At 60.3% G+C, this 13,510-nt stretch carries 9 protein-coding genes; 1 reads left to right on the forward strand and 8 read right to left on the reverse strand.

Features of this window, described 5'->3' with window-relative positions:
- Window positions 1-76: 76 nt before the first annotated feature.
- On the reverse strand, window positions 77-1,600 hold the full coding sequence (locus tag CHH27_RS13720; RefSeq protein ID WP_094072094.1) for a calcium-binding protein: 1,524 nt from the start codon (window positions 1,598-1,600) through the stop codon (window positions 77-79).
- A 478-nt stretch (window positions 1,601-2,078) separates the two neighbouring features.
- Between CHH27_RS13720 and CHH27_RS13725 the strand changes: the two genes are divergently transcribed.
- Window positions 2,079-4,640 (forward strand): FAD-dependent oxidoreductase, encoded by a 2,562-nt coding sequence (locus CHH27_RS13725; RefSeq protein WP_094072095.1) that lies wholly within the window; start codon window positions 2,079-2,081, stop codon window positions 4,638-4,640.
- A 58-nt stretch (window positions 4,641-4,698) separates the two neighbouring features.
- On the opposite strand, the gene CHH27_RS13730 is transcribed toward CHH27_RS13725, so the two are convergent.
- The 7 genes from CHH27_RS13730 to CHH27_RS13760 all read right to left on the reverse strand — a co-directional run bounded on the left by CHH27_RS13730 (window position 4,699) and on the right by CHH27_RS13760 (window position 13,476).
- Entirely contained in the window at window positions 4,699-5,592 is an 894-nt protein-coding gene (locus CHH27_RS13730; RefSeq protein WP_094072096.1) for a sugar nucleotidyltransferase, read from the reverse strand.
- Window positions 5,593-5,617: 25 nt separating this feature from the next.
- Window positions 5,618-6,679, reverse strand: coding sequence for a dTDP-glucose 4,6-dehydratase (rfbB, locus tag CHH27_RS13735; protein ID WP_094072097.1), 1,062 nt, complete (start codon window positions 6,677-6,679; stop codon window positions 5,618-5,620).
- A 322-nt stretch (window positions 6,680-7,001) separates the two neighbouring features.
- The gene (locus tag CHH27_RS13740) at window positions 7,002-7,808 is read right to left on the reverse strand and encodes an inositol monophosphatase family protein (protein ID WP_094074734.1); all 807 of its coding nucleotides are present in this window, start codon (window positions 7,806-7,808) and stop codon (window positions 7,002-7,004) included.
- A 31-nt stretch (window positions 7,809-7,839) separates the two neighbouring features.
- Window positions 7,840-8,901, reverse strand: coding sequence for an ABC transporter ATP-binding protein (locus tag CHH27_RS13745; RefSeq protein WP_094072098.1), 1,062 nt, complete (start codon window positions 8,899-8,901; stop codon window positions 7,840-7,842).
- A complete protein-coding gene (locus tag CHH27_RS13750; RefSeq protein WP_094072099.1) occupies window positions 8,898-11,129 on the reverse strand; it encodes an iron ABC transporter permease in 2,232 nt (743 codons plus the stop codon). The genes CHH27_RS13745 and CHH27_RS13750 overlap by 4 nt, the downstream gene beginning before the upstream one ends.
- 113 nt (window positions 11,130-11,242) lie before the next feature.
- A complete protein-coding gene (locus CHH27_RS13755; protein ID WP_094074735.1) occupies window positions 11,243-12,271 on the reverse strand; it encodes an ABC transporter substrate-binding protein in 1,029 nt (342 codons plus the stop codon).
- A gap of 164 nt (window positions 12,272-12,435) precedes the next feature.
- Window positions 12,436-13,476, reverse strand: coding sequence for an ABC transporter substrate-binding protein (locus CHH27_RS13760; protein WP_094074736.1), 1,041 nt, complete (start codon window positions 13,474-13,476; stop codon window positions 12,436-12,438).
- Between the last annotated feature and the right edge of the window lie 34 nt (window positions 13,477-13,510).

Here is a 13,510-nt window from a genome sequence, read left to right on the forward strand (position 1 = left end):
TTTCAAGCGCGGCAAGTTGATCGGAGCTTGGAAGCGGGCAGCGGTCAACTGACCGCCGCCCGTCTCCGGGACATCCTCAGACGAGGAACAGGTCGTTCTGGGTCAGATCGACATGTCCCAGCACCTGGAAGGATAGGTCTGCGTCAAGGCCGACGCCGTCACGGACATAGACATTGGTGACATCGCCATAGATGTCGCTCTGGGTCTGCTCGAAATAGGCTTCTGCGCCAGGTGTGTTGGAAAATCCGTTCTGTTCGCCCATGAACTGGGCGAAGAAACCTTCGATCACGATCAGGTCGCCGCCCTGCGTGAAGTCGCCGATCACATCCATCGGGTCGGACGCACCGCCGCTGTCGCCCTCCGCGAAATAGAAGACGTCGAAGCCGCCGCCGCCATGCAGATAGTCGCCGATCTCTCCGGCATCATTAGCGCCGCCGGTGATATGATCGTTGCCGGCCCCACCGTGGATGTAGTCGTTGCCATCGTCACCGAAGAGGAAATCGCCGTCCGCGCCGCCGAGCAGCGTATCGTCGCCGTCGCCCCCTTCCATCTCGTCGGAGCCCTCGTCCCCTTCAAGCTGGTCATTGCCGGCGCCGCCTTCCATGTTGTCGTCACCGGTGCCACCGGTCATCAGGTCGCCGCCACCGCCACCGGACATCTTGTCGTTGCCGGAATGGCCATTGAGGATGTCATCGCCCATATCGCCGGCAAGAACGTCATTTCCGGCGCCGCCCTCGAGCTGATCATCGCCAATTCCGCCATGGAGCAGATCCCGGCCGAGACCACCGAACAGCTGGTCATCGCCGTCACCGCCGAAGATCGTATCGTCGCCTTCGTCGCCCCAGAGCGTGTCGTTGCCGTCTTCGCCCTCAACCGTGTCGTTGCCATCGCCGGCCCGCACGACATCCCGGTCGAAGCCGCCCTTGATCCGGTCGTTACCGGTGCCGCCGAAGATCTGGTCCTTGCCGTGGCCACCAAGCAGCGTGTCATTGCCCGAACCCCCATCGAGGAAATCGTCGCCGACATCACCGCTCAGGACATCGTTGCCGGTCTGGCCGTAGAGATTGTCGTCGCCGCGGCCGCCGACAATCAGGTCATTGCCGAAGCCGCCATAGCCGCTGTCATTGCCGTCAAACAGGAAGATGTCGTCATCGCCCCAAAGGCCATAGGCCCGGTCGATGCCGTTCGTGCCGAAAAACTCATCAACACCGCCATAGTCGAACCAGTAATTGACCGGTGTGACAATGATGCCGATGTTGAAGAAGTCGATCAGGCTGCCCCCGCCCAATCCACCAAGAACCGGCGCAAAGGAATAACCGCCGAAGGACCAGACCGGTGCATCCAGCGGTTCTGCCCGTTCGACGGTCCGGTAGGGGTCCTCGTCACTGTCCTGTCGTCCAGTTCGGCGGACAGATGCGGTGTCATCTTCTCCGGCACCGGTTTCGGCGTCACTTCTGTCATTCTGCCGGGAGGAGCGCGACGCGCTGTCGTCCTCTTGTGTCGGCACCGCCGTTTCTTCCATCCAGTCAGACCAGGCGCGCCCCTGATTGGCGTTCCAGTCGAGCGTCTTGGAATAGGGTGCCAGCAATCTCAAAGCCATGTCAGTCTTCCTCTTTGCATCTGTGGCCCAAGGCCGAATTCGATCGGGTTCCTGCCGGGCCAAGACCCGGTGCCCACTGCACAGATAATGACGTCCCGACGTATCCGGGCTGCGTCAGCTCACTGGAAAGACAGTAAGATTTGTATCGACATTCCGCCTTCCGGAAAGGGCAAATGATACAAACGACACAGACGATACGCTCCGGACAGAAAAACAGAACGCGAGAGAAGGCCTTGGCCGGGACACTCGCCGTCTGCGGCGTTTTGAAGCCTCGTGTCGTGGCAATACTGCCGCATGACGCAAATACGCTATTTTGCCCCGCATACAGTCGCGATACTGCCGCTCACACATGGAAATTCGGAACAGGCTGCGGCGCGCGGATGAAACATGAAATCACTGCAGGGCCGCGACAGGTTTGCAAAGAGACATGGGGCGGGCGAAAGTTCCCCGGCTCCAGCTGATGGAAAAGGAATGAGACATGTCAGCATTTCCTGACAAGGCACAAATCGTCATCGTCGGTCTGGGCGGCATTGTCGGCGCGTCCATCGCGCACCACCTGATCGAACGTGGCTGGACGGACATTGTCGGTATCGACAAGTCGGGCATTCCCACCGACATCGGCTCGACCGCCCACGCTTCGGATTTCTGCTACACGACCAGCCACGACTATCTCTCTGTCTGGACCACCCAGTACTCCATCGATTTCTTCGACAAGATGGGCCACTACGCCCGTGTCGGCGGCCTGGAGGTCGCCCGCACCGGCGACGACGCCTGGATGGAAGAGATCAAGCGCAAGGTAACGTCGGGCAAGGCCTTCGGCACCAATGTGCGCCTGGTCACACCGGCCGAGATCAAGGAAAAGTTCCCGCTGATCGAGGAAGATCAGGTCCAGGGCGGCATGTGGGATCCGGACGCCGGTCTGGTCATTCCGCGCTCGCAGACGGTTGCCGGCAAACTGGTCGATGAAGGTGAAAAAACCGGCAAGCTGAAGGCCTTTGCCAACACGCCGGCCCAGTCGCTGATTGTCGAAGACGGCCACATCAAGGGCGTGAAAACGCATCGCGGCACGATCATGGCGGATCATGTCATCGTGTGCGCAGGCCTCTGGGGCCGTTTGATTGCCGACATGGTCGGCGAGGACCTGCCGGTCATGCCGGTCGATCACCCGCTGACCTTCTTCGGCCCGTATAATGAATTCGAAGGCACCGGCAAGGACATCGGCTACCCGCTGCTGCGCGATCAGGGCAATTCGGCCTATATGCGCGACACCGGCGACCCGAAAACCGCCGAAGGCGGACAGATCGAATGGGGTTACTACGAGCCCAACGAACCGCGCCTCTGTCATCCGCGAGACCTCCTGGAAAAGGATCAGGCGCGCCTGTCTCCCTCCCAGCGCGACCTGGAGATGGAACAGGTCATGGACCCGCTGGAACGCGCCATGGAGCTGACGCCGATCCTGGGCGAGATCGGTTACAACGAAAGCCATTCCTTCAATGGCCTGCTTCAGGTGTCCGCAGCCGGCGGCCCGTCCTGCGGTGAAAGCCAGAAGGTGCGCGGTCTGTGGTACTGCGTGGCCATCTGGGTCAAGGACGGCCCGGGTTACGGCAAGCTGATCGCCGACTGGATCACCGATGGCCGCACCGAGATCGACCACGCGACCATCGATTATTCCCGCTTCTACGGCCACCAGCTGACCGAGGACTACATCGAGAACCGCTGCTACGAGGCCGCCCAGAAGATCTACTTCCCGGCAATCCACCCGCGCGAGCCCTATGTCTCCAGCCGCGGCGTGAAACGCTCGCCCTTCTACGAGCGCGAAGTTGAACTTGGTGGCTATTTCATGGAACTGGGCGGCTGGGAGCGTGCGCACGGCTATGCTGCCAACGAGCATCTCCTGGAAAAATACGGCGACCAGGTTCCGGTCCGCGAAAACGAGTGGGACAACCGCCATTTCTGGCGCGTCTCCAATGCCGAGCAGCTGGCGCTCAGCGAAGACTGCGGCATCATCAACCTGTCGCATTTCTACATGTTCGACGTTGAGGGCCCGGATCATGTCGAGCTGCTGGAATGGCTCTGCGCAGCCAAGATCGGCGGCGACAACAACATCGGCAAGGGCATCTACACCCACTTCCTGGATGACGAGGGCAATGTGCGTGCCGACCTCACCGTCTTCCGCATGGAAGACCGCTGCCGCATTGTCGACGGTGCAGATGCCGGTCCGCGCGACTATCACTACGTCAAGCGCATCGCCGAGGAAAAGGGCTATGACGTCACCGTCACCGACGTCAGCGAACAGTTCACCACCATCGGCATCTGGGGACCCAATGCCCGCGACAATCTGAAGAAGGTCGTTTCGGACCCGGCAGCCCTCGATCCGGAGAATTTCCCGTTTGCTGGCATTCGCCAGCTTGAGATTGCCGGCAAGAAGGTCTCCGCGCTGCGGCTGTCCTATGTCGGTGAGCAGGGCTGGGAACTTCACATGAAATACGAGGATGGCCTGGCGGTCTGGGACGCGCTGCGCTCCACTGGTGTCATTGCCGTTGGCGTGGAGACCTACGCCAACTCCCGGCGCATGGAAAAGTCACTGCGTCTGCAGAACGCCGACCTCCTGACCCAGTACAATCTCTACGAGGCCGATCTTGCCCGCCCGAAGGTCAAGGAAGCCGATTTCCGCGGCAAGGCGAAACACCTGGAATATCGCGCCCGTGACAAGCAGCCGGCCATGCTGTGCACGCTGGTGATGACGGAAAACACCGATGCGAGCGGCGTCAAACGTTTCCCCGTCGGCGCCATGCCGGTGCAGGATCCGGAAACCGGCAAGACCCTCGTCGACAGCCTGGGCCGCATTTCCTACACCACGTCCGTGGCCTATGGCCCGACCATCGGCAAGAACATCGCCCTTGCCTATCTGCCGCAGGACTATTGCGAGGTCGGCCGCAAACTGACCGTGGAGTATTTCTCCGAGACCTATCCGGTCGAAGTCGCCGGCGTCGGTTATGCGCCGCTTTACGATCCGGAAAACCTGAAACCGCGATCCTGATCCTGATCCTGATCCTGATCCTGATCCTGAAGGAAAGGCGGGCAATCGTGCCCGCCTTTCAAACCGTCTCTTCAGACAGTCTGAGCACGCTGTCGAGATAAAGCCCGAACTCGCTGTCTGCGCCGTATCCGGCCCGCAACTTCTCAAATTGCTGCCGATCAATGAGCCCGCGCCGATAGGTGATCTCTTCGAGACAGGCCACCTTCAACCCCTGAAGCTGCTCTATGTTCTGGAAATAGGTCGCCGCATAAAGCAGCGTATCGATCCGGCCGACATCGAACCAGGCGGCACCGCGCGGCAACCGAACACAATCCAGCCTGTCCGCCTCAAGATACAGCCCGTTCAGACAGGTGATCTCAAGTTCGCCGCGCCAGGAGGGTTCGACCGTCCTGGCCAGAGCTGCTACGCCCGGCGGATAGCGGTAGAGGCCGATGGCAATATAGTTCGATCTGGGGTGTTCCGGTTTTTCCTCAAGGGAGAGCACCTTCTTCTCCCTGGTATCATATTCGACCACCGCAAATGGTCGTGGGTCCTTCACATGGATTGCATAGATTGTTGCTCGCGCCGTTTCAGACCTGTCAGCTGCAGAAAACAACAGCCGATCTGTGTAATGCAGCACATTGTCGCCGAGAATGAGCGTGACCGGGTCATCGCCGATGAAGTCTTCGCCGATGATGAGCGCCTCGGCGATGCCACGGGCCTCGGCCTGCACGGCATAACTGAGGTTCAGTCCGTAGTCTGCGCCATCCCCGAACAGCTTCTCAAAAAGGCCGATATCTGACGGCGTGCTGATGATCAGGATGTCGGTAATATTCATGCTGATCAAGGTCGACAAGGGGTAACAGATCACCGGCTTGTCGTAGAGCGGCAGCAGCTGCTTGCAGACAACCCTCGTGAGCGGCATCAGCCGCGATCCCGTTCCGCCCGCCAGGATGATCCCTTTTTCCGCCAAAGCGTTTTTCTCCGCGCGTGTGGGTTCAGGATGCGTACTGGTGCTCGACCCAGTCCCGGTAATCTCCCGAAGTCACCTTGGTCACCCAGGGACTGTTGGACAGATACCAGTCGACGGTCCTGGCCAGGCCCGTCTCGATGGTTTCCTGTGGCATCCATCCAAGTGAGGTTTCGATCTTGGTGCCGTCGATGGCGTAACGTGTGTCATGCCCCGGCCGGTCAGCCACGAAGGTGATGAGCTCTTCCGAACGCCTGAGAGCTGAAGGTGTCAGTCTGCTGTCGACCAGGCGACAGATGGTCCGAACCATGTCGATGTTGCGAACTTCATTGCGACCGCCAATGACGTAGTTTTCACCGGCAATGCCCTTTTCGAGCAACAGGCGCAGCGCGGCACAATGGTCGCCGACATATAGCCAATCACGAATTTGCCTGCCGTCGCCGTATATCGGTATCGGCAGCCTGTTCAGGCAGTTATGAATGACCAGCGGGATGAGTTTTTCGGGAAACTGGTAGGGACCGTAGTTGTTGGAGCAATTGGTGACGATCGTCGGCAGACCGTAGGTCCTGTTATAGGCACGAGCCAGGAAATCCGCAGACGCCTTGCTTGCGCTATAAGGGCTGTTGGGCGCGTAATTGCTGCCTTCAACAAAGGGCGTGTCTGTCTGTGCAAGGCTGCCGAAGACCTCATCCGTCGAAATCTGGACAAAGCGGAAGCTTTTCTTTCGATCTTCGGGCAGGGTGTCCCAATAATCCCTGGCGATGTCCAACAGCGTAAACAAGCCGCAGATATTGGTTTCGATAAAATCCCGCGGGTCGGCAATCGACCGGTCCACGTGGCTTTCGGCCGCAAAATTGAGGATGGCCCGCGGCCTGTAGCTGCCGACAATCTCACGCATTTCCTCTCTGTTGCAGATATCGGCCTGCAGAAATTGGTGTCCTGGATGGTTGAGAAGGCTGTCCAGATTATGCAGGTTTCCCGCATAGGTCAGCTTGTCGACATTGATCACCGGCTCATCGGTTTCCTTGAACCAGTCGAGAACAAAATTCGATCCGATAAATCCGGCGCCGCCAGTGACCATTATCGCCATAATTTGACATCACCTATATAAAAAATAGCAAAATTTACAATGAATCACTCAAACAAAGATATCATCAGAGACAAGAAGGTCGATTCAAATTTTCAAACCAATTAGTTTCTTCACAGAAATTCATATATATACCCGAGATAGTCAAATACTCTTGAAAATTAACGTAACGTCAGAGACAACAACTTATGTTAATTTGATCAATGCACCTGACCCGATTCTCACTCAACTCATCCGAGCAGGTTTTGCGGAATATCATGGCTATTCAAGAAGCCGAGCAAGGAGCGGCCGGTGAAACCGCTCCGCAGGCTTTTAAACAGCAACGTCAATCAGTCAGACAGATGCTGGTTTCCGCCAGGTCCCTGAGCGCCTCGAAGGCGCCGGGCCCGGCTGCAAGCACAGGCCCGCTGTTCAAAAGCCCCTCTCCCTTTGCCGGGAATGGCAGACACAAGCCACCTGCTTCTGCAACCAGGCAATATCCGGCCAGACAATCCCAGGCATGCATGGACGGCTCGTGGAACCCGGCCAGACGACCGGCCGCAACGAAGGCAAGCATCTGCGCCCCCGACCCGGTTCGAATGTAGTTACCGCCCACTGCCATGAGACCGCTGATCAGTGCGCCGACCTTTTCCGGAACAACCGACTGGCTCGCGCCGATACCGGTCAGACCGTTCTGCAATGTCAACGCCCCGTCAAGCGTCAACGGCGTACCGTTCAACGTTGCGCCTCCACCTCGCTGAGCCGCATAGGTCTCGTCATCGCAGGGAACCCGGATCACGCCGATCACCGGCTCGCTGTCATCGGTCAGCGCGATGGACACACACCAGTTTTTATGTCCGTGGACAAAGGCGGAGGTGCCGTCAATCGGATCGACGACCCACGTGTATCCGCTGCGACCGTCCAGCAGACCTTGCTCCTCGCCCAGAATGCCGTCTTCGGGAAACGCAGCTGCGATCCTGCGCCGGATCAGCGTCTCCACATCGCGGTCCGCGATCGAGACCACGTCCTGAAGACCGCCCTTGATCTCGACGGTCAGGTCCTTGCGGCGACGGAAATAGTCAAGCGCGAGAGCGCCCGCCTCCTCGGCGAGGTCCTGTGCGAACCGAAAGCGGTCCGCGAGATCTGCGTTCATGGTTGGTGCCCCTTTGCATTGAACCGTCATGTCACGCCTCGATCAGGGCCAGGCCGCGGTTTCTGAAGCCCAGGGAAACGGTGCTCCTGGGTGCCAGTGTCCGGTCGACCGCATGATCGATCACGAAGAAGTTGCCGACGGGAGTCTCGATCTCGTACTCGACATGATCACCGAGATAGGCCGCGGTCAGGATCTCGCCCCCGAGGCCCGCCTCCGTATCCGAGTTGAGCACGACCGCTCCCGGCCGCACGGCGAGGCGGGCCCTGCCCGTTGAAACCTGCCGCGCGCGCAGCCGGTGCTGAAACCCGCCGACATCAATCACCGCGTCATCGCCTTCTCGCGCGACGATCTCGCAAGCGACGACATTGGCCTCTCCCATGAAATCGGCAATGAACTCCGAGACCGGCTCTTCATAGAGTTCGCGCGGCGCCCCTTGCTGCGCAATGTGTCCGTCCTTCATCACCACGATACGGTCGGAGACAGCCAGCGCTTCGTCCTGGTCATGCGTGACATAGACAGCGGTGAAGCCGAGCCGTTGCTGCAGCTCGCGAATATCGGTTCGCACCTTTCGCCGCAGACGGGCGTCGAGGTTGGACAGGGGCTCATCCAGGAGCAGCACCTGCGGATTGAGCACAAGCGCCCGCGCAACGGCGACACGCTGCTGCTGGCCGCCGGAGAGCTCGGCAGGCAACCGGTGCCCCATGCCGGACAGGCCGACCTGTTCAAGGCCTTCTTCCGCTTTCTCCCGCGCTTGTTTCTTGTTGAAGCCTGACGATTCCAGCCCGTAGGCCACGTTGTCGAGCGCAGTCATGTGCGGAAACAGCGCGTAGGACTGGAACACCATGGAGACGTCCCGTTCATGGGCCGCCATCATGGTCACGTCGCGCCCGCCGATCAGAATTCGGCCCGATGTCGGGTGCTCCAGACCGGCCAGCATGCGCAAGGTGGTGGTCTTGCCGCATCCGGACGGTCCGAGCAGCGTTACCAGCGAGCCTGGCTCGATGGTGATGGACAAGTCCGGAATGGCGGTGAAGCTGCCAAAGTCCTTGCGCACGTTTTCAAAGACGACAGAACCGGGTTTGAGCTCGCTCATGCGGTTTTCTCCTGCGTGAGACGGATGTTTCGGGGTTTTGCGACACCGGCAACGCGGTTTTCCCGCCGCAGGCGGCGTTCGCCGACCAGCAGCTGGAAACCGGCAATCACCGTGATCATCACGAAGATCAGCATCGAGGAATAGGCGATCGCGATGCCGTACTCGCCGTTCTCGACCAGGCCGACAATGTAGCTGGTGGCCATGTTGTACTCGGCGCTGACCAGGAAGATCACGGCACTGATCGATGTGATCGCCCGGACGAAGGAATAGACCAGCGCCGCGGTGATGGCCGGCCGGAGCAGCGGCAGGATCACCTTGCGCAAGGTCCTGGCGCTGTTGGCGCGCAAGGTCAGCGACGCTTCGTCCAGGCTCTTGTCGAGCTGGCTCATGGCGGCAATGCCCCCGCGCACACCAACCGGCATGTTCCGGAAGACAAAGCAGGCCACCAGGATCAGCGCGGACCCGGTCATCTCCAGCGGCGGCAGGTTGAACGCCATGATGTAGCTGATGCCGATGACCGTGCCTGGAATGGCAAAGCTCATCATCAGGGCGAATTCAAAGGCATTCTTGCCGGCGAATTTCTGGCGCACGATGATATAGGCAGTCAGGAGACCGACGGCTGCCGTCAGCGGCGCCGAAATGAGCGCAATTTCCATTGTCGTCCAGAAGGAATTCCAGGCAACACCCGTCCAGACCAGTCCCCCTTCGCCGAACTGGACCGAGAAAGCGCGGGCGTAGTGTTCCAGCGTCAGCGAATTGTCGAGGCCCCAGGTTTTCACGAACCCGCCGAACAGGATCATGCCGTAGACGACGATGGTGAACCCCATCCAGGGAAGCGCGATGCCGTAAACGGTGACCGACAGGCTTTTTGGAAGGCCCGCATGTGCACCGCTGTCGCCCTTGCCGGTCACGGTGGCAAAGTTCTTTCCCGACAGCCACAGGCGCTGCGCCAGAAAGGCGGACAGCGTGAAGGTGAGCAGAATGATTGCCAGCACCGCCGCCCGCGAGGGGTCGATCTGCGATCCGACGACCGCGAAGAAGATCTCGGTCGACAGCACCCCATGGCTGCCGCCAAGCACCAGCGGATTGCCGAAATCCGCCATGCTTTCGATGAAGCCGATCAGGAAGGCATTGGCGAGGCCCGGCTTCATCAGCGGCAGGGACACCTTCCAGAAGGTGCGCCATCGGTCGGCGCGCAGCGTCTGGGACGCTTCTTCCATGGAGGGGCTGACACCTTCGACAACACCGATCAGCACCAGGAAGGAAATCGGCGTGAAGGACAGAACCTGCGCGATCCAGATGCCGGTGAGCCCATAGAGCCAGCGGCTTGGTTCGATGCCGAACACCACATCGAGTGCTTCGGTAACGACACCCGAGCGGCCGAACAGCAAGGTCAGGGCAAGGCCGATCACGAAGGGCGGCGTGATGATCGGCAACACCGTCACCAGGCGCAGGCCTTTCTTGAAGGGAAACCGCGTCCGGGTCGCCATGAGAGCGAAAGCAAGCCCCAGCACGGTGGAACCAAGCCCGGTCATCACCGCCAGGAACAATGTGCGCCAGGCCACGCCACAGCGGTTGCCGCCAATCACGCAGTCGAGGCTCCAGATGGCCGGGTCCTGCATGTTGCGGATGAAGCCGTCCGGTTTGAAGGAGCCGTCGAAATCCTGGACCGAGCCGGCGAACATCGAACCGATCGGATAGAAAATGAACACCGTGACCAGGAACACCAGCACCGAAATCGAGCCGACAACAAACGCGTCTCCCTTCATGAAGCCGCGTTCTGCGAGACCGAACGCGATGAAGAGCACGAAGATCAGCGACAACAGGATTGCCCCTGCCCCCATGGCAGGCTGCCCGGACGGGAGCGTGCCGAGAGCCGCTTCGGGAAAGGTCCATGCCCAGCCGGTAAAGCTGATGGCAAGTCCCTGCAGGGCCATGAAGAGGATCCCGGCAAACCCGGTCGCAGCCAGCAGTTTGCCGCGTGTTTCACCTGTGGCCAGAAAGCGTGTGCCGCAACCGGCCAGGAACAGGGCCAGCGCAATCACCAGCCAGAAGCGGTCTTCGCCTGCGATCTGCAACAGACCGGGCGCCAGATCGGGATCGGTCAAAAACTCCGATGGCCATTCAAATGCAAAAAAGCCGCCTTCCACCCGGTACCAGGGCACGAATAGAAAGGCAAAGACGCCGATCGCGAGAAGCGCGTTCAGCCGTTTGTTGCCACTGTGCATGGCTACCCCTGCTTGCTGATTTCTGGTTGTCAAAATGCCGCGGCCAAAGGCTTGCGCGGCTGGCCCCGCCGGGGAAGGGACAATTCCCCAGCGGGTCTCTTCGGATGCCGGGATCAGTTGGCGATGGCGCCAATCTCACGATCCCAACGCTCCAGGAGGTTCTTGCGTGTCTCCGGATTGCCGTAAGTCGCGAAGTCGTAGTCGATCAGCTTGATGTCTTCGAACTTGGGAGCTTCCGGCGGCACTTCGGCAGCCTTGTTGGACGGCAGCTGGAAGGATTTGGCTTCCTTCATGCGCGACTGGACTTCCGGTGTCAGCGCCCAGTCGTACCAGATCTTGGCGTTGTCCATGTTCTTGGCACCCTTGACGATCGACATCGAGCCGATTTCGTAGCCGGTGCCCTCGCAGGGCGCGATCGGCTTGATCGGGAAGCCGGAGGCTGCCTGCGCAATGGCATCATGCATGAAGACGATACCGAGACCGGTCTCGCCGCGTGCGGCCGCCTTCACCGGCGCGGAACCGGACTTGGTGTACTGGGAGACGTTGGTGTTGAGCTCCTTCAGATAGGCAAAGGCCTCGTCTTCCCCCATGATCTGGACCAGCGATGCAAGCGCGGTATAGGCCGTCCCCGAGGAATTGGGATTGGCGACCTGGACCTCGCCTTTCAGTTCCGGCTTCAGCAGGTCTGCCCAGCAGCTCGGCTCTGCAACCCCCTTCTCTTTCAGGATTTCCGTGTTGTAGCCCCAGCCGAGCGCGCCGGCATAGATGCCCACGGTGCGATGACCGGAACTGGCCGCCTGGATCTGTGCCCAGGCATGAAGGTCGCCGAGCAGATCCGACTTGTATTGCGCGGTCAGGCCTTCGGAAGCCGCCTGAAGATGCGGATCACCGGTGCCGCCCCACCAGATGTCGGTCTTGGGATTGCGGGATTCAGCCCGGATCTTGGCATAGCTCTCGCCAGACGACAGGCGCACCATGTTGACCTTGATGTCATGCTTGGCTTCAAAGTCGCCTTGCAGCTGCTCGCAGATCACGACATCGGCAGAACAGATGACGTTGAGATTGCCCGCTGCCTGCGCCGAGGACGCAGCAAATGGGGCAACGGTCGCAAGCATCGCGACGGCTAGAGTTTTCAGGGACATGTTTTCCTCCACTTCTGGTTTCCTGCCGGTTCCGTCCGGAAGCGGCAGACTGCTGTTCAGCCCTTGGGCTGGGTTTTGACCGGGCAACGGGCACAGTTTTCCCGTTCGGAGCCGTTGGGACGGTCCGTTGTTGTCGGTCAGGTCTGGTGTCGAAGCCGGTTCCTCTACTGGGTCTCGACGGCGCTGGCGCCCTGCAGCACCTCCTTGTCGAAACGGTCAAGCAGCCGCCGCCTCTGCTCGGGCGATCCGAACGTTGCGAAGTCGTAGTCGACCATGCGGATGAGCGAGATATCGGGAGCAGCCGGCGGCAGCGCCGCCCTGGCATTGGACGGGATCTGGTTCTGCCCCGAGGCCGCGCCGGTTGCCTGTCCGTCCGGACTCATCGCGAAATCGACGAAGCGGCGGGCATTGTCCAGGTTCCTTGCACCGCTGACGATGCTGACGGCGCCGATCTCGTAGCCGGTGCCCTCGCAGGGCGCGACGATCACCAGCGGCGCTCCGGCCAGCTTCTGTGTGACCGCGTCATGAATGAAGGAAATACCGATCCCGGTTTCCCCGCGCGCGGCCGCCTTGACCGGCGCCGCACCGGACGTGGTGAAACTGGGAATGTTCCGGGCCAGCGCTGACAGATAGGCAAAGGCTTCATCTTCGCCCAGAAGCTGGATGAGCGTGGCAAGCACGGTGAATGCGGTTCCGGAGGATTTCGGGTTCGCCATCTGAACCAGGCCGCGATACTGCGGATCCGTGAGGTCCTTCCAGCAGGACGGTGTCGGAACATCCATGTCTTCCAGGATATCGGCGTTGTAGGCAAAACCGAGCGCGCCGGCATAGACGCCGGAGGCCTTGCCGCCGGACATCTGGAAGAAGTTCTGTGCCCAGGGAAGGGCGTCTTCGGAATGCGCAGGCTGATAGGGCTCCATCAACCCTTCGGCAGCACCCTGCAGATGGGTGTCGCCCGTTCCGCCCCACCAAACGTCGATGACGGGGTCGGCCCGCTCGCCGCGGATCCGGTCAAGGATTTCACCAGTGCTCTTGCGTTCCATGGCAACCTCAAGGCCGGTCTTGGCCTCAAACGCTGTTTCCATGGTCAGGCACCAGTCTTCGTCGACGCCACACAGGACATTCAGATCCTGCGCCGAAGCAACGTTGAGCGCAGCAAACAGCCAAAGGGCCGTCCCCGCTCCGAGTGACGTGACAAACTTCATGTTTCCTCCCGCCCGAAGCATGGCCCCGGGTGCT

Origin of the sequence: Labrenzia sp. VG12 (assembly GCF_002237595.1) — a bacterium.
Lineage (GTDB): Bacteria > Pseudomonadota > Alphaproteobacteria > Rhizobiales > Stappiaceae > Roseibium.